Annotated in this window: 14 protein-coding genes; all 14 read left to right on the forward strand. The window is 50.2% G+C overall.

What is annotated here, in order from left to right:
* The first annotated feature begins 9 nt into the window (after positions 1 to 9).
* The gene (gene rseP, locus JYB63_RS18350; protein ID WP_205659369.1) at positions 10 to 1,365 is read left to right on the forward strand and encodes a sigma E protease regulator RseP; all 1,356 of its coding nucleotides are present in this window, start codon (positions 10 to 12) and stop codon (positions 1,363 to 1,365) included.
* A gap of 31 nt (positions 1,366 to 1,396) precedes the next feature.
* The gene (gene bamA / locus JYB63_RS18355) at positions 1,397 to 3,706 is read left to right on the forward strand and encodes an outer membrane protein assembly factor BamA (protein ID WP_205659370.1); all 2,310 of its coding nucleotides are present in this window, start codon (positions 1,397 to 1,399) and stop codon (positions 3,704 to 3,706) included.
* A 10-nt stretch (positions 3,707 to 3,716) separates the two neighbouring features.
* Positions 3,717 to 4,217 (forward strand): OmpH/Skp family outer membrane protein, encoded by a 501-nt coding sequence (locus tag JYB63_RS18360; protein WP_205659371.1) that lies wholly within the window; start codon positions 3,717 to 3,719, stop codon positions 4,215 to 4,217.
* 7 nt (positions 4,218 to 4,224) lie between these two features.
* Entirely contained in the window at positions 4,225 to 5,289 is a 1,065-nt protein-coding gene (lpxD, locus tag JYB63_RS18365) for a UDP-3-O-(3-hydroxymyristoyl)glucosamine N-acyltransferase (RefSeq protein ID WP_336510905.1), read from the forward strand.
* Complete coding sequence (fabZ, locus tag JYB63_RS18370; protein WP_205659373.1) at positions 5,276 to 5,713, forward strand: 3-hydroxyacyl-ACP dehydratase FabZ; 438 nt, start codon at positions 5,276 to 5,278, stop codon at positions 5,711 to 5,713. The genes lpxD and fabZ overlap by 14 nt, the downstream gene beginning before the upstream one ends.
* A gap of 2 nt (positions 5,714 to 5,715) precedes the next feature.
* Positions 5,716 to 6,486, forward strand: a complete 771-nt coding sequence (gene lpxA / locus JYB63_RS18375; RefSeq protein ID WP_205659374.1) for an acyl-ACP--UDP-N-acetylglucosamine O-acyltransferase — start codon at positions 5,716 to 5,718, stop codon at positions 6,484 to 6,486.
* A gap of 20 nt (positions 6,487 to 6,506) precedes the next feature.
* On the forward strand, positions 6,507 to 7,655 hold the full coding sequence (gene lpxB, locus JYB63_RS18380) for a lipid-A-disaccharide synthase (protein ID WP_243432060.1): 1,149 nt from the start codon (positions 6,507 to 6,509) through the stop codon (positions 7,653 to 7,655).
* Positions 7,656 to 8,264 (forward strand): ribonuclease HII, encoded by a 609-nt coding sequence (gene rnhB / locus JYB63_RS18385; RefSeq protein WP_205659376.1) that lies wholly within the window; start codon positions 7,656 to 7,658, stop codon positions 8,262 to 8,264. It begins immediately after the preceding gene.
* A 16-nt stretch (positions 8,265 to 8,280) separates the two neighbouring features.
* Entirely contained in the window at positions 8,281 to 11,769 is a 3,489-nt protein-coding gene (dnaE, locus tag JYB63_RS18390; RefSeq protein WP_205659377.1) for a DNA polymerase III subunit alpha, read from the forward strand.
* Between the two features lie 123 nt (positions 11,770 to 11,892).
* A complete protein-coding gene (accA, locus tag JYB63_RS18395) occupies positions 11,893 to 12,846 on the forward strand; it encodes an acetyl-CoA carboxylase carboxyl transferase subunit alpha (RefSeq protein WP_205659378.1) in 954 nt (317 codons plus the stop codon).
* A 46-nt stretch (positions 12,847 to 12,892) separates the two neighbouring features.
* Positions 12,893 to 14,266, forward strand: coding sequence for a tRNA lysidine(34) synthetase TilS (tilS, locus tag JYB63_RS18400; protein ID WP_205659379.1), 1,374 nt, complete (start codon positions 12,893 to 12,895; stop codon positions 14,264 to 14,266).
* 151 nt (positions 14,267 to 14,417) lie between these two features.
* The gene (pyrG, locus tag JYB63_RS18405; protein ID WP_205659380.1) at positions 14,418 to 16,049 is read left to right on the forward strand and encodes a CTP synthase; all 1,632 of its coding nucleotides are present in this window, start codon (positions 14,418 to 14,420) and stop codon (positions 16,047 to 16,049) included.
* A gap of 27 nt (positions 16,050 to 16,076) precedes the next feature.
* Positions 16,077 to 17,372 carry a phosphopyruvate hydratase gene (eno, locus tag JYB63_RS18410; RefSeq protein WP_205659381.1) on the forward strand — a complete coding sequence of 432 codons (1,296 nt, stop codon included), beginning with the start codon at positions 16,077 to 16,079 and terminating at the stop codon, positions 17,370 to 17,372.
* 71 nt (positions 17,373 to 17,443) lie between these two features.
* Positions 17,444 to 17,746 carry a cell division protein FtsB gene (ftsB, locus tag JYB63_RS18415; protein ID WP_205659382.1) on the forward strand — a complete coding sequence of 101 codons (303 nt, stop codon included), beginning with the start codon at positions 17,444 to 17,446 and terminating at the stop codon, positions 17,744 to 17,746.
* Positions 17,747 to 17,757: the final 11 nt, after the last annotated feature.

The following is a 17,757-nucleotide window of genomic DNA, read 5'->3' on the forward strand; positions in this document are numbered from 1 at the left end:
GTCAGATCTATGGATTTCTTTACCACTGTTCTTGCGATGATTGTTACCCTGGGAATCTTGGTGACAATCCATGAGTACGGTCATTTCTGGGTCGCAAGGCGTTGCGGCATTAAAGTACTTCGTTTTTCTGTTGGGTTTGGTAAACCGCTGGTGCGCTGGCGGGATAAGCTGGATACTGAATACGTTATTGCCGCTATTCCTTTGGGCGGTTATGTGTCAATGCTTGATGAGCGTGAGGGCGATGTGCCAGAGTCTCTCAAGTCACAAGCTTTTAATCGTAAAACGGTCTGGCAGCGTTTTGCTGTCGTTGTAGCAGGGCCGTTAGTCAATCTTATCTTTCCTGTCTTTGTTTACTGGGCGCTGTTTCTTTCCGGTATCAGTGCTGTTGTGCCTGTGGTCGGATCCGTTAAGCCACAAAGTATTGCGGAAGTAGCCGGGGTTATGCCTGGCGGTGAAATTGTTGCGGTTGACGGTTATGAAACCCAGACATGGGATGACATTAATCTGCGACTGGCGGCCCGTATTGGCGATGAGGCAATAGTGCCGATGGAAGTACGGTACGAATCGCAGCAAACCAGCAAAAGCTACGATCTTGATTTGCGTGATTGGCAGCTGGATCTTGAAACAGAGAGTCCGCTGAGCTCTGTTGGTCTTGAAGCGTACCGGCCGAAGGTGCCTGTTGTGATCGGCCGGGTTGAGCCTTCCGGTCAGGCTGAACTGAGTGGGCTACAGGTCGGTGATGAAGTTGTGCGCGTGAACGGTGTGCCTGCCGGTATGTGGGAAGACTTTGTTGCGCTGATTCAGAAGAGTGCTGGTCAGGAATTGCAGCTGGAGGTTGTACGGAACGACGATGTAATCTTGTTGTCCATTATTCCGGCGGAAAAACGCTGGGAGAACGGTGAGGTTACGGGTTATATCGGTGCGGGCGTTCAGCCTGTTGAGTGGCCGGAAGAAATGCACCGTGTAGTCCAGTACGGCGTATTTGAGTCGGTTGAGCACGCAGTGCGAAAAACCTGGCAAATGATCACCCTGACCCTTGATTCTATTTGGAAAATGCTTGAAGGCATCTTATCGGTAAAAAACTTGAGTGGACCGATAACCATTGCTAAAGTGGCAGCTGCCTCAGCGGCATCGGGTATCGAAACCTTTGCCAGCTTTCTGGCATATCTGAGTATTAGCCTGGGTATTTTAAATTTGTTACCGATCCCAATGCTGGACGGCGGGCATCTGGTGTACTACTGCATCGAAATGATTCGGGGCAGACCGGTGTCGGAAAAAGTGCAGGCAGTCGGATTAAGGCTGGGTATGGCTGTACTGTTTACCTTGATGGGAGTCGCGATCTTTAATGATCTCATGCGGCTTTAATAACCAAAATAACGACGAAAAGAAGTGGTTCATGAAACGCAGATTCGGAGTTCTGTTTTCCCTGGCTTTGTTTGCATTTGGTGCGCAGGCAGAAACATTCACAGTAGAAGATATTCGTCTTGAGGGGATTCAACGGGTAGAGCCGGGAGTGGCTTTACGCTATTTCGCAATAGACTCAGGTGAACAGGTAGACAGTGCTGAACTGGCCAGTGCGACGCGTCGTTTATTTAAAACCGGATACTTTGAAGATATTCAGCTGGAGCGTGACGGTAACGTTCTGGTGTTACGGGTAAAAGAGCGCCCGGCGGTTAGTCTGATTCGTCTTGAAGGTAACAGTGTTATTGATGACGAAGCACTGCTGGCAGGCCTGGAACAAACCGGTTTGAAGGAAGGTGATGTATTCAAGCGGGCAACGCTGGATCAGATCCGTCAGGATTTGTTGCGCCTTTATGTTGGTCGTGGGCGTTACGGTGCGGATATTGAGACTGAAGTTGAACCTCTATCCGGTAACCGGGTTGCGCTGAACATTAATGTGACGGAAGGTAAGGTCGCAACGATTCAGCACATCAATATTGTTGGTAACACCGTTTTTGAAGAAGAAGAGCTGACCGATCTGTTCAGTCTGAAACTGCCTGGTTTCTGGTCGTTCTTCACAAAAAGTGGTCGTTATGCCCGTGAAAAATTGTCCGGAGATCTTGAACGTTTGCGTTCATTTTACCTGGATCGCGGCTATGTGAATTTTAATATTGATTCAACACAGGTCTCTGTATCACCGGATAAAAAGCACATATTCATCAGTATTAACATTACTGAAGGTGATCAGTACAGCGTCAGCAGTGTTGATGTTACCGGTGATCTGGTGGTGCCTAAAGAAGAGCTGATGGCGGCCCTGACGATCAGTGAAGGAGAAATTTTCTCCAGAGAAAAAGTAACGACCTCCCAGACAGCAGTAGAACGTAAACTGGGTGATCAGGGATATCTGTTTGCCAATGTAAGCCCTGTGCCGGAACTGAATGAAGACGATAAGACAGTTGCACTGCGTTATTTTGTAGCACCTGGTAAGCGTACCTATGTTCGCCGGATTAACATTACCGGTAATACCGGGACTTCCGATGAAGCAGCTCGCCGGACGATTACTCAGATGGAAGGTGCACTTGCATCTTCAGAAAAGATCGAGACCTCGAAAGGGCGTATAGAACAGACAGGGTATTTCCAGTCAGTAGATGTGGAAACAGTCCCTGTACCGGGCACTGATGATCAGGTGGATCTCAACTATGTTCTGGAAGAGCAGAACTCAGGAAGCTTAACTGCAGGTATTGGTTTCTCCCGTACGTCCGGTCTGATTCTGAACCTGGGGCTACGGCAGGATAACTTCCTGGGATCCGGTAAGCAGGTCGGTATCAATGTTGAGAAATCTGATACCCGTAAAGAACTGTCATTCAGTTATTTAGATCCATATTATACGGTTGATGGTGTAAGCCGCGGGTTTAACTTCTTTTTCCGGGAAAGAAACTTCACTAACAGTAACGTCAGTGATTACCTGACAGATGAGATTGGCGCGCGGGTAAACTTTGGCTATCCGATTGACGACTTCCAGCGTATTAATTTCAGTGTCGGGGCTGAGCAGGTTGATCTGAAAACTAACGGCAGCAATACCGCTCAGGAAGTATTTGATTTCATCGAAAAAGAAGGTGATAGCTACCTGAATTTCACGACTTCATTGCGCTGGACTGAAAACAAACTGAACCGCCGTGTATTCCCAACCCGGGGTACTTATCAGAGTGCTGAGTTAACTGTAGCCATTCCGGGCAGTGATCTGACGTACCATTCAGAGCGTTATGAGTATAAGTGGTATAAGCCGCTGGATAGTGTAGAAGACTGGATTATCTCTGCAAGAGGCCGTTTAGGTTATGCCGGTTCGCTGGGGGATAATGATTATCCGTTCTACCGGAACTACTTCAGCGGTGGTCTGACGTCAGTTCGTGGTTTTAAGACCAATACGCTGGGGCCGCGGGACAGCCAGAATGATGCGTTCGGTGGTAACGTGCAGATCGATGGTAGTGTTGAACTGATTGTTCCGGCACCGTTTATTAAAGACTCATCTTCTATCCGTACGCTGGTGTTCTTCGATATCGGTAACGTATTCCAGACTGAGTGCCTGGCCGGTAGTACGAACTGTGATTCGGGTATTGAGTTTGATGAGCTGCGTTATTCAGCGGGTATTGGTTTCAGTTGGCTAACACCGGTGGGACCGCTGTCATTTGCACTGGCGCAGCCTCTGAACTCCAAGTCCGGGGATGATGAGCAGACATTTGAATTTGCACTGGGCCGGACTTTCTAAGGAGAAAGTGATGAATATTTTTAAAACGATGGGGCTGGTTGTTGCACTGGGTCTGAGTTCATCGGCCATGGCAGATAAAGTTGCCACACTGAGTGTGCAGCAGGCGTTACTGAGCAGTCAGGCTGCGGAAGCATTCCGTCAGAAAATGACAGAAGAATTCAAGCCGCAGGCGGCACAGTTAGCTGAACTGGAAAGTCAGGTTAAGCAGATGCAGGGTGACCTGCAAAGTGCGCAGGCAGCGGGTGCCAGTCAGGCTGATTTGCAACAGAAGAATCTGCAGTTCCAAAAGTTGGTGACCGAGTATCAGCGTCAGGGACAGGAAATGCAGTTACAACAGCGTGAGCGAGAGCAGGCTTTTTTAAAGAAAATGCGTCCACGTCTGGATGCTGTCATCCGTGACATGATTGAAAAAGGCGGTTACGACGTTGTGATTAACAAACAGTCCACAATTTATGCCAAGCCTGAGCTGGATATCACAGCAAAGGTTGTTGAATTACTGAACAAGCAATAAGTTGGCTGTGTCGGGTTTGCAGTATTCACTACAAGAGTTAGCAACATATCTGAATGCAACGCTTGAAGGCGGCGAGGCGGAAATTACTGGCCTAGCAACTCTTGAGCATGCGGACGCTAGGCATCTTACGTTTTTTCACAGTGCAAAACCCCGTTATTTGCAACAGTTGAAAAAATGCCGTGCAGGTGCGGTATTAGTCAGTGAAGAGCATAAAGCTCTGGTGCCGACTGCTTGCCTGATTGTAGACGATCCTTATATTGCGTATGCCAGGGTTAGTCGCTTATTCAGCGGAGCCGATGGTGTGCAGATGGGCAGTATTGCCAGCAGTGCGGTAATAGCCCCGACAGCAACCATTGATGCGGATGTAACGATTGCGCCGAACGTTGTCATTGGTGAAAATTGTAAGATTGGCAGTGGTGTTTCTGTCGGTGCAAATACTGTACTGGGCAATGAGTGTGAGATCGGTGCAGGATCGGTTATTCAGCCGAACGTGACGTTTTATAACGACGTAAAGGTGGGTGAGGATTGCCGTATTCACAGTGGGGCAGTTCTTGGTGCCGACGGTTTTGGTTTCGCGCAGAATAACGGTCAGTGGCTGAAGATTTACCAGTTAGGTGGTGTGCGGGTCGGAAGCAGGGTGGAGATCGGTGCCGGTACAACGATCGACCGCGGAGCTCTGGATCATACGTACATTGGTGACGGTGTTATTATCGATAATCAGGTACAGATAGCACATAACGTTGTCATCGGTGATAATACCGCCATCGCTGGCTGTACTGCGGTTGCCGGCAGTACGCATATCGGTGAAGGATGTACTGTGGCAGGTGCCTGTGGTATTACCGGACATCTCGAAATTGTAGCCGGTACACATATAACGGCTATGTCGTTAGTAAGTAAGAATATTGACTCTGCCGGTGCTTATTCCTCCGGTACAGTCGCCGAGCCACATTCACAATGGAAGCGGAATGTTGTTCGTTTTCGTCAGCTTGACGATATGTCACGTAAGCTGAAAAAGTTAGAAGCAGAATTTAAGCAATACAAAGCAAAGGTTGATCCGAATGATGGATGTTAATGAGATCCGCAAATATTTACCCCACCGTTATCCTTTTTTATTAGTCGACAGGGTGGTTGAACTAATACCCGGGGAATCCATCGTTGCTTATAAAAATGTTACGATTAATGAGCCTTTTTTTAACGGGCACTTTCCTGATCATCCGGTAATGCCTGGTGTGCTGATTGTTGAGGCAATGGCACAGGCGGCAGGTATCCTTGGTTTTAAAACCATGGATAAAACACCGCAGGACGGCTCTATTTATTACTTTGTAGGTTCTGATAAGCTGCGTTTTAAGCGTCCGGTAGTGCCAGGTGACCAGCTACAGCTGGAAGCTACAATCGTTTCAGAAAAGCGCGGTATCTGGAAATTTGATGTTAAAGCGACTGTGAACGGTGAGCTTGCAAGCTCTGCGACAATTCTTTGTGCTGACAGAAAGGTCTGAGATTGATTCATCCACAAGCAATAGTTGAGCCCGGCGCAAAGCTGGCTGACGATGTTGAAGTAGGTCCCTGGAGCTACATCGGTGCGGATGTTGAGATTGGTGCCGGGTGCCGTATAGGTCCCCATGCGGTGATAAAAGGCCCGACAAAGATGGGCAAAAATAACCGTGTGTTTCAGTTCACCAGCATTGGTGAAGACTGTCAGGATAAAAAATATCAGGGTGAGCCTACAGAGCTGGTAATCGGTGATGACAACGTTTTTCGTGAAGGTTGTACGATTCACCGGGGTACTGTTCAGGATAACAGCATTACGATAATTGGCAGTGATAATCTGTTCATGGCCAATGCGCATGTGGCGCATGACTGTGTTGTGGGTAACCATAATATTATCGCGAATAATGCAGCGCTGGCCGGCCATGTTCACTTAGGGGATTATATTATCCTGGGTGGCTTTACGGCGGTGCATCAGTTTTGCCATATTGGATCATACAGTATGTGTGGTGCTGGAACTGTCGTGCTGCAGGATGTGCCTGCTTTTGTTATGTGCAATGGTAACTCGGCGAAACCACATGGTATTAACTCAGTGGGATTACGCCGTAAAGGATACAGCGATGATGCTATCCGTACGATTAAGCGCGCATACCGACTGATTTATCGCAGCGGTTTAAAACTGGATGAAGCACTGGCTGAACTGCAAAAGCTGGTTGTTGACTGTGCTGAAGTACAGCTGATTATCGATTCACTGAAATCTTCTGAGCGGGGCATAATCCGCTAATCATTTCTATGGCCGGACGTATGAAAGTTGCTGTCGTAGCCGGTGAGGCGTCAGGGGATATCCTTGGCGCCGGTCTGATCAGGGCGTTACGCCAGTCAAATCCAGATCTTGAAGTCCGCGGCATTGGTGGTGAGCTGATGCAGGCTGAAGGCTGCCATTCGCTTTATCCGATGGAGCGTTTGTCGGTGATGGGGCTGGTTGAAGTGCTAGGGCGGCTCAGAGAGCTTCTTAATATCCGTAAGCAACTGACACAGCAACTCACTGACTGGCAGCCAGACGTCTTTATTGGCATAGATGCACCGGACTTTACCCTCAACCTGGAAGGGAAGTTGCGCGCTGCAGGTATTCCTACCGTCCATTATGTCAGCCCGTCAGTGTGGGCCTGGCGCAGCAAGCGGGTATTTAAGATTCTTAATACCACTGATCTGATGTTAACGCTGTTGCCCTTTGAGGCACGTTTTTATGAACAGCATAATATGCCGGTCAGATTTGTGGGTCATCCGCTGGCAAATATGATTGACCTTCAGCCGGATCAGGCTGAAGCACGGCGTCAGCTTGGCATTTCTGAAGAAGAGCAACTGATTGCTGTTATGCCCGGGAGCCGTGGCGGGGAACTGAAGTATCTGGCACGCCCTTTTCTGGATACTGTGCGATGGTTATTGGAAAGAAATCCGGACTTGCGTTTCATTCTTCCGGCGGCAAATCAGACCCGTTTTGACACGCTCCAGGCGTTGTTACAGTCAGAATACCAGGATTTACCTGTCAGACTGCATCTGAAGGAATCCCGTTTAGTGATGCAGGCAAGCGATGCCATACTGATGGCTTCGGGTACGGTTACCCTTGAAGCGATGTTACTTAAAAAGCCGATGGTGGTCGCTTACAAAATGGCGTCACTGACTTACCGGATTCTGTCCCGTCTGGTTAAAACCCCTTACATCTCGTTGCCAAATTTACTGGCTGGTGAAAAGTTAGTACCTGAAGTGTTACAAAATGATGTGCGGCCGGAAATACTGGGCCCTCTGGTTGAGAAGGCTTTACATGACAGTGAACAGCACGGGCCGATGACGCAGCGCTTTCATCAGTTACACCTTGAGCTTCGGCAGGATGCTGATCAGCGTGCTGCAGAGGCAGTTTTACAGCTGGTAACTGATAAGCAGGGAGGGGCCTGAATGCAAACGCAGGGATTTGATTTTCGCAGCCATCAGCTGGTGGCCGGTGTTGATGAAGTTGGCCGTGGTCCGCTGGTTGGAAAAGTGGTGGCAGCTGCGGTGATTCTTGATCCGGATAATCCTGTTGCCGGGCTGACTGATTCAAAAAAACTCACCGAAAAAAAACGTGAGCTGCTGTACCCTGAAATTCAGGAAAAAGCACTTGCCTGGGCCATAGCCTGGGCTGATGTAGCTGAAATAGACGAACTGAATATTCTGCATGCTTCAATGCTCGCTATGAGCCGGGCGGTTAATCAGCTGAACCCGGTACCTGAGTATGCATTGATTGACGGTAACCGCTGCCCGACCGGGCTGGTTTGTCCTTCTGAAGCCATTGTAAAAGGTGATCTTAAAGAACCTGCGATCAGTGCCGCGTCTATTTTAGCGAAGGTATATCGGGACCGGGAAATGAAAGCGCTTGATGAGCTTTACCCGGAATATGGCTTTGCCAAGCATAAAGGGTATCCGACCGCCCTGCATATGGCGCAACTTGAAAAATATGGCCCTATTGCAGAACACCGGCGCAGCTTTAAGCCTGTTGCCCGTTTACTCGAACAACAATCTGTTTAACTGAGTTGGTTTATTTATGAATAACGCTCCCGGTTTTGTCCATCTGCGCCTGCACAGTGAATTCTCACTGGTTGATGGCCTGGTTCGTATTAAAGAGCTGATGGGAGCTGTTAAGCAACAACAGATACCGGCAATTGCACTGACGGACCAGACTAATCTGTTTGGCCTGATTAAATTCTTCAAAGCAGCTACGGGTGCCGGGGTTAAGCCGATCTTCGGCTCAGATGTCTGGGTGGTAAACAGCCTCAAGGATGATGAGGCGCACCGACTGACTTTGCTGGCAATGAATGAGACCGGTTACCGGAACCTGACGGAACTGATTTCTCTGGCGTATGAGAAAGGTCAGAATGTGTTGCATGACCGTGCGGTCATCCTCAAAGACTGGATTGCCGCCCAGCCGGAAGGCATGATCGCTTTGTCCGGTGCGAAAGAAGGTGAAATCGGTAAAGCCTTACTTGCTGGTAGTGATGAAGCGGATGCCATACTTGCTCAGTGGCAGGAAATGTTCCCGCAGCGGTTTTATCTGGAGATCCAGCGAACCGACCGGACTAACGATGAAGAGTGTGTACATGCTTCGGTGCAGCTGGCCCAGCGCAGCGGTTGCCCACTGGTGGCGACCAATGAAGTCATGTTTATTTCCCCGGATGATTTTGAGGCTCACGAGGCCCGGGTCTGTATTAACCAAAGCCGCACGCTTGAAGATCCTACCCGTCCTAAAGATTACAGTGATACTCAGTATCTGAAATCTGCTGAAGAGATGCAGGAGCTGTTCGCGGATATTCCTTCAGCGGTTGCCAATACGGTAGAGATAGCCAAGCGCTGTAACCTGCAGCTTGATCTGGGTACCTATTACTTGCCGAAATATCCGATTCCGGAAGGCATGACCATGGACGAGTTTTTCGCCGATGTGTCGTGGAAAGGGTTGGAAGAGCGCCTTGAAATCCTGCTGGATAAAGATGCCGAGGATTATGCAGAGAAGCGTAAACCCTACGAAGAACGGATGAACTTCGAGCTGGATATCATTACCCAGATGGGTTTTCCCGGTTACTTCCTGATCGTAATGGACTTCATTCAGTGGGGTAAGGATAACGGTGTGCCTGTAGGTCCTGGGCGGGGTTCCGGTGCAGGTTCGTTAGTGGCGTATGCGCAAAAAATTACCGACCTTGATCCGCTTGAATATGACCTTCTTTTCGAACGATTCCTGAACCCGGAACGGGTATCGATGCCCGACTTCGATATCGACTTCTGTATGGATAACCGCGATAAGGTTATCGACTATGTGGCTGAGACCTATGGTCGTGATGCGGTATCCCAGATCGTAACCTTCGGTACCATGGCAGCAAAAGCGGTTGTACGGGATGTTGCCCGGGTACAGGGCAAGGCATTTGGTCTGGCGGATAAGCTGTCCAAGCTTATTCCTTTTGAAATTGGCATGACGCTCAGCAAGGCTATGGAAGAAGAGCCGATGATGCGTGAGTTTGTGGAGTCCAGCGAAGAAGCGCAGGAAATCATGGACATGGCCTACAAGCTGGAAGGGGTTACCCGTAACGTCGGTAAGCACGCCGGAGGTGTGGTAATCGCGCCAACCAAACTGACAGACTTTGCCGCCACTTATTGTGATGAACACGGGCAGGGGCTGGTTACTCAGTTTGATAAGGGCGACGTGGAGGAAGCCGGGCTGGTTAAGTTCGACTTCCTGGGGTTGCGGACCCTGACCATTATCGACTGGGCGGTGAAGACCATCGACCGGATCCGGGCGAAGAACGGCGAAGAACGGCTGGATATTGCGCTGATTGATCTGGAAGATCCAAAGACATTCGATCTGTTGCAATCTGCCGAAACCACGGCGGTTTTCCAGCTTGAGTCCAGCGGTATGAAGGACCTTGTAAACCGTCTGAAGCCAAGCCGTTTTGAAGATATTGTGGCACTGGTGGCACTGTTCCGGCCGGGGCCGTTGCAGTCAGGCATGGTTGATGACTTCATTGCCCGTAAGCACGGTCTGGCTGAGCTGGCGTATCCTCATGCGGATTACCAGTTGGATAGCCTGCAGCCTGTACTGGAGCCGACCTACGGCATCATCCTGTATCAGGAACAGGTTATGCAGATCGCCCAGGTCATGGCGGGTTATACCCTTGGCGGTGCGGACATGCTGCGCCGGGCGATGGGTAAGAAAAAGCCTGAAGAAATGGCTAAGCAGCGGATCTCCTTTCTGGACGGTTCGGAAAAGAATGGTATCGACCGGGATCTGGCCGGTAACATCTTCGACCTGGTGGAAAAGTTTGCCGGTTACGGTTTCAACAAATCTCACTCTGCTGCCTATGCACTGGTTTCCTATCAGACAGCCTGGTTGAAAGCCCATTATCCGGCGCCTTTTATGGCCGCAGTATTGTCATCTGATATGCAGAACACCGACAAAGTGGTGATCTTCATTGAAGAATGCCGGACCATGGAGCTACCACTGGTCCTGCCGGATGTGAACTGTGGCGAATATATGTTTACCGTTAATGACGACGGTGAAATCGTTTACGGGCTGGGGGCTGTGAAGGGCGTTGGTGAAGGTCCTATTGAATCGATTGTTGAAGCCCGTCAGGAAGGGCCGTTTAAGGATATTTTTGATTTCTGTAAGCGGGTTGGCAGCAAGAAGATTAACAAGCGGGTAATGGAAGCGCTGGTTCGCTGTGGCGCACTGGATAAGCTCGGCCCGGACCGGGCTCAGCTGTGGGCGGCCATTCCTGAAGCGCTGAAAGCGGCTGACCAGAATGAGCGTAATCAGAGCGCCGGGATGTTTGACCTGTTCGGGGATATGGAGGCCGAAGATCCCCGTGATCCTTATGCAGACTACATGAAGCTGCGTTGCTGGACGGATAAGGAACGCCTGCAGGGTGAGAAAGATACCCTTGGTTTGTATGTGACGGGTCACCCGATCGACGAATACGAATCTGAATTGCCAAATATTATTTCCAAGCGGATTGTTGAATTGCAGCCGGCACGGGGTCAGCAGCAGAAAATGCTGGGGCTGGTGGTCGATATCCGGATGAAGAAAACCAAGAAAGGTGATCCGCTGTGCTTTATTACGCTGGATGACCGGACTTCCCGAATCGAGATCACCCTGTTCGGCGACAGCTTTGATGAGCACCGCCATCTGCTGAGCAAAGATGCGATCCTGCTGGTGGAAGGTGAAATTGCCCACGATGACTATTCAGGCCGGACTAAAGTTCGGGCCAGTAAAGTCATCGATATCACTCAGGCACGTGCCCGTTATGCATCCCATATTCAGGTAAATTGTCAGGCTGATCAGCTGAAAGAACGTCAGCTTAAGGCCCTTGAACAAGTACTTGAAGGTGCTAAAGGGGCTTCAGCTGTGAGTGTTGCTTTGCAGTACAGCCGGGAAGATGCATCGGCGCGGGTGTATCTGGGGGATGACTGGAAAGTGGAACCAACAGATGAAGTGTTACTGAAGCTGAAGGATCAGTTTGGTGGTGATGCTGTGTCTATTTGTTATTAAATCGCCGCTAAGTGTCGCCTGATACTGGTTCTTAATTCCATGTACGGGTACACTTAGCAGAATTTTTTTCCGTTACCGGGACACGCCCGGCAGCGATATAGAAACAAACGGAATACGTTACGCATGAATCCCAATTATCTGGATTTTGAACAGCCAATTGCTGACCTTGAAGCGAAGATCGAAGAGTTGCGTCTGGTTGGTAATGACAACGAACTGAATATTGAAGAAGAAATCAGCAAGTTGCAGGCAAAAAGCAGCAGCCTGACTGAGTCTTTATTCTCTGACCTGAGCGAATGGCAGGTGTCACAGCTGGCGCGGCACCCTCAGCGTCCGTATACGCTTGATTACGTTAAGCACATCTTTGATGAGTTTGAAGAGCTGCACGGTGACCGTCATTACGCGGATGATCAGGCACTGATTGGCGGTATCGCACGTCTGGAAGGCCGTCCGGTAATGCTGGTAGGTCATCAGAAAGGCCGTGAAGTTAAAGAAAAAGTACGCCGTAACTTTGGTATGCCACGTCCTGAAGGCTACCGTAAAGCGCTGCGTCTGATGGAAATGGCTGAGCGTTTCAATATGCCGGTTCTGACCTTCATTGACACACCGGGTGCGTATCCGGGTATCGGTGCAGAAGAACGTGGTCAGAGTGAAGCGATTGCTTATAACCTGGCCGTTATGTCTCGCTTGAAAACCCCAGTTATTTCTACCGTTATCGGTGAAGGTGGTTCCGGTGGTGCACTGGCGATCGGTGTTTGCGATGAACTGCTGATGTTACGTTATTCAACGTATTCTGTAATTTCACCTGAAGGCTGTGCGTCTATCCTGTGGAAGAGTGCAGAACGTGCGCCGGATGCCGCCAAGGCAATGGGGCTGACATCTGACCGTCTGTCTGAGCTGGGACTGGTTGACCAGATTGTTGATGAGCCTCTGGGCGGTGCGCACCGTGACCACGGTTTAATGGCGGCTAACCTGAAGAAGCATCTGATGGAAACCCTGGCACGCTATGATGAATTCAACACAGAAGAGCTGCTGGAGCGTCGTTACCAGCGTCTGATGTCTTACGGCATTGATCAGTAAGATTACTCTGTTATAAAAAAAACCGTCGGTATCCCCGGCGGTTTTTTTGTTTCAGGTTACAATCACCAGTAATTCAGACAGAGACCTGTATATGGGCAAGATGGCTAACGATACCTTCCTGCAGCGCTTTGAACAGCAACTGGCGAGTCAGTCCGGTGTTGATCACTGGATTGTCGCGCTCAGTGGCGGGCTGGACTCAATGGTGCTGCTGGAGCTTGCCAGTCGCTGTTTACCTGCTGACCGGTTAACGGTGCTGCATATTAATCATCAGCTCCAGGCAGAAGCCGATGAGTGGCAGGCGTTTTGTGCCCGTCAGGCTGAACAACGGGGGCTGGCGTTTTGTGCCGAGCAGGTGAACTTGCAGCCGGGCAGTATTGAAACTGCCGCCAGAAATGCCCGCTATGAAGTATTTGCAAAGGCGCAGTCTGAGAATACCTGTGTATTACTGGCGCATCACAGTGATGATCAGGCTGAAACCCTGTTGTTCCGTCTGTTTCGGGGGGCTGGTGTACGGGGGTTGGCTGCAATGCCTCGGCAGCGTGCCTTGGGCGATGGGGCGTTATTCAGACCACTGCTGGATTTTAGCCGGAGTGAGCTGAAAGCGTGGGCGCAGAAGGAAGGTTTGTGCTGGGTGGAAGATCCGAGCAATACGGATATTCAGTATGACCGTAATTTTCTCCGTCAGCAGGTACTGCCTTTACTTGCCGGACGCTGGTCCGGTATCAGTGAGCGCCTTCAGGCAACGGCCAGTCATCTGGCGGATGCTGAAGCACTGCTGGAAGAGCTTGCTCAGTCTGATTTCCAGAACTGTTCCGTCGATAACTGTTTGCTGACAGTTAAGTTGCAATTGCTGTCGCAGCGGCGTCAGGCAAACCTGTTGCGTTACTGGTGCCGCTGCGCCGGTGTTTTGCTCAGTGCTGCACAGCTGAGTAGTCTTAAGGCATTAATTGCAGCAGCCAGTGACCGGCAGCCGGAGCTGATACTGGGTGACCGGGTTATTCGCCGCTACCGTAACCGTTTATTTATTGAAGCGGTGAAGGCCTGTCCGCAATGGGATGCTCTGCTGGTAGATGTACTGGCGGCACCTGAGCGTTATCCAGGGCGTCTGTCACTGACTGCAGAATCTGATATCTGTCCTGATCCATGGCTGGCGGGGGTGAAAATCCGCAACCGTCGGGATGGGGATAAGTGTTATCCGTCAGGCCGGCCGGGAAAGTCGTTAAAGCATTTATTTCAGGAAGCTGGCGTACCGCCCTGGCAACGGGATCAGTGGCCGGTATGTGTTCGCGGTGATGAAATTGTAGCGGTCCCGGGAATCTGTATTTGTGAGGGCTGGTGTGAAGGTGAAAATAAGCCGCCTTTCTGGCTAGATTGGCAGCCCGTTGCATTGTTTGCCGGCAGTGATTCTGGTACCCTGTAGCCCCATCTTATGTTGCTGTTTTAATCAGACTGAAAGCCTTTCGTAAATACCTGTTCCGGCCGGTATTTTTTATTGCGTGAAAAAAATATTCCGCAAAGGAATAGCTGATTAAACGGCGTTATCCAAGTTTACGACCATATACAGGTTCCACATGACGCGTTATATCTTCGTCACTGGCGGTGTTGTTTCTTCGTTGGGGAAAGGCATCGCATCCGCTTCACTGGCTGCAATTCTTGAAGCGCGGGGGCTTAAAGTCACCATGCTTAAGCTGGACCCTTATATTAACGTCGATCCGGGCACGATGAGCCCGATTCAGCACGGTGAAGTATTTGTCACCGAAGATGGTGCTGAGACGGATCTGGATCTGGGCCACTATGAGCGTTTTATCCGTACAACCATGGGTAAGCGTAACAACTTCACTGCCGGTCGTGTTTATCAGCACGTACTGCGTAAAGAGCGCCGCGGTGACTATCTGGGCGGTACTGTTCAGGTTATCCCTCATATCACTGACGAAATTAAGCGCCGTGTCATTGACGGTGCCGGCGATGCTGATATTGCGCTGGTGGAAATTGGCGGAACAGTGGGTGATATCGAATCTCTGCCGTTTATGGAAGCAGTGCGTCAGTTAAAAGTTGAGCTGGGCTTCAACCGCGCGATGTTCATGCACCTGACCCTGGTGCCGTATATTGCCACTGCCGGTGAAATCAAGACCAAGCCTTCACAGCATTCCGTAAAAGAACTGCGTTCTATCGGTATTCAGCCAGACATTCTGGTGTGCCGTTCTGAAGTGGCGATTCCAGCAAGCTCACGCCGTAAGCTGTCACTGTTTACCAACGTTGAAGAGCGTGCGGTTATTTCCCTGCCGGATGCTGATTCCATCTATAAAATCCCTCGCCTGTTGAGCGAACAGCGTCTGGATCAGATCGTTATCGAACGGTTTAATCTGGATTGTCCAGCCGCTGATCTGAGCGAATGGGACCGTGTTGCCGATGCCAAGCTGAACCCACACCGCGAAGTGACCATCGCGATGGTGGGCAAGTACATGGAATTACTGGATGCCTACAAGTCGCTGATCGAAGCGATTTCCCATGCCGGTATCGAGCTGCGCACCAAGGTAAACATCAAGTATATCGATTCTGAGCAGGTAGAACGTGATGGCGTTGATCTGTTGTCAGACGTATCTGCAATCCTGGTACCGGGCGGATTTGGTGAGCGCGGTGTGGAAGGTAAGATTGCTGCGGTTAAGTATGCCCGTGAAAACAAAGTACCGTACCTGGGTATTTGTCTGGGTATGCAGGTAGCGGTTATTGAATATGCACGCCATGTAGCCGGCATTGAAGATGCCAGCAGCACAGAGTTTGATGCAGATGCGAATAACCCGCTGATTGGTCTGATCACCGAGTGGATGACCGAAGAAGGTGTGACTGAATTACGTGGCGATGCTGATGATCTGGGCGGCACAATGCGTCTGGGTGCACAGGTTTGTCACCTGAAAGAAGGCACAACCTCTGCAGCAGCTTACGGCGCGACAGAAATTAAAGAACGTCACCGTCACCGTTATGAAGTGAACAACAACTACGTTGCACAGCTGGAAGAAGCCGGTCTGGTCATTGCTGGCCGTTCTGTTGATGGTGAACTGGTTGAAGTAGTGGAAGTGCCGGATCACCCTTGGTTCGTTGCCTGTCAGTTCCACCCTGAGTTTACCTCGACCCCGCGTGACGGCCATGGCTTATTCCGTGGATTTATTGAAGCTGCCTTAACCCAGGCGGATCTTGAAAAGTAATATCTAAGTAATATTGGAGTTCTATTAATGGCAACAATTGCTGATATCAAAGCTCGCGAAGTGCTTGATTCCCGTGGTAACCCAACCGTTGAAGCGGATGTAATTCTAAGCACTGGCCAGCAGGCATCTGCCTGTGCGCCTTCCGGTGCCTCTACAGGCTCACGTGAAGCGCTGGAACTGCGTGACGGTGATAAGTCTCGTTACCTGGGTAAAGGTGTTCTGAAAGCAGTTGCTGCTATTAACGGTGAAATCCGTGACAGCCTGGTAGGCATGGACGTTGCTGATCAGCGTGCTCTGGATAATAAAATGCTGGAGCTGGACGGTACTGAAAACAAAGCTAACCTCGGTGCAAACGCTATTCTGGCTGTGTCACTGGCGGCGGCTAAAGCTGCAGCGATCAGCAAAGGTGTTGAACTGTATGAGCACATTGCGGAGCTGAACGGTACTGCTGGTCAGTTCTCTATGCCTGTGCCGATGATGAACATCCTGAACGGTGGTGAGCACGCGGATAACAACGTAGATATCCAGGAATTCATGGTTCAGCCGGTTGCAACGGATAATTTTGCCGATGCACTGCGTTGCGGCGCGGAAATTTTCCACGCACTGAAGGCGGTTTTGAAGGCTAAAGGCCTGAGCACAGCTGTTGGTGACGAAGGTGGTTTTGCGCCTAACCTGGGTTCTAACGAAGAAGCGCTGGTTGTTATCCGTGATGCGGTTGCGAATGCCGGTTATGAGTTAGGTAAAGATGTTACTCTGGCGCTGGACTGCGCAGCATCTGAGTTCTACAAAGATGGCAAGTACGATCTGTCTGGCGAAGGTAAGGTATTCGATTCCGAAGGTTTCGGCGATTACCTGGCTAACCTGACTGAGAACTACCCGATTGTTTCTATTGAAGACGGTCTGGATGAGTCTGACTGGGATGGCTGGGCAAGCCTGACCCGTAAGATCGGTGATAAAGTACAGCTGGTTGGTGATGATCTGTTTGTGACTAACACCAAGATCCTGTCTCGCGGTATTGAACAGAACATCGGTAACTCTATCCTGATCAAGTTCAACCAGATTGGTTCACTGTCTGAAACCCTGGATGCCATTGCTATGGCTAAAGACGCTGGTTTCACAGTTGTTATCTCTCACCGTTCCGGTGAAACTGAAGATACAACCATTGCAGATCTGGCCGTTGGTACCGCTGCAGGTCAGATTAAGACCGGTTCTCTGTGCCGTTCTGACCGTGTAGCTAAGTACAACCGCTTGCTGCGGATTGCTGACCAGCTGGGCGATAAAGCTGTCTATAATGGTCTGAAAGAGATCAAAGGTCAGGGTTAATCGCTGACTGAGTACTGAATATAAGGGGGCGGAAGCCCCCTTTTTTAACTGGGGATCGGCGTCGGTATTCTATGTTTCGCTGGCTTGTTTGGATTTTGATTATTGCTGTGGCAGCTCTGCAGTATCGTCTCTGGTTTGGCGAGGCGAACTTGCGTGAGGTCTGGGCGCTACAGGATAAGATTCAGAGTCAGCAGGCTGAGAATGACTTGCTTGTGGAGCGGAACCATCGCTTACAGGCAGAAGTTCAGGACCTTAAAAAGGGGCTGGCAGCCCTTGAAGAACGTGCCCGCAATGACCTGGGTATGGTGCGCGAAGACGAAACCTTCTTTCAGTTAATTCCCGGAAAATCCCCTGTATCTGATGATACTCCCTGATTGTTTAACCG

The sequence above is a fragment of the Aliamphritea spongicola genome (assembly GCF_017051665.1).
In the GTDB taxonomy this organism is placed as follows: Bacteria; Pseudomonadota; Gammaproteobacteria; order Pseudomonadales; family Balneatricaceae; genus Amphritea; species Amphritea spongicola.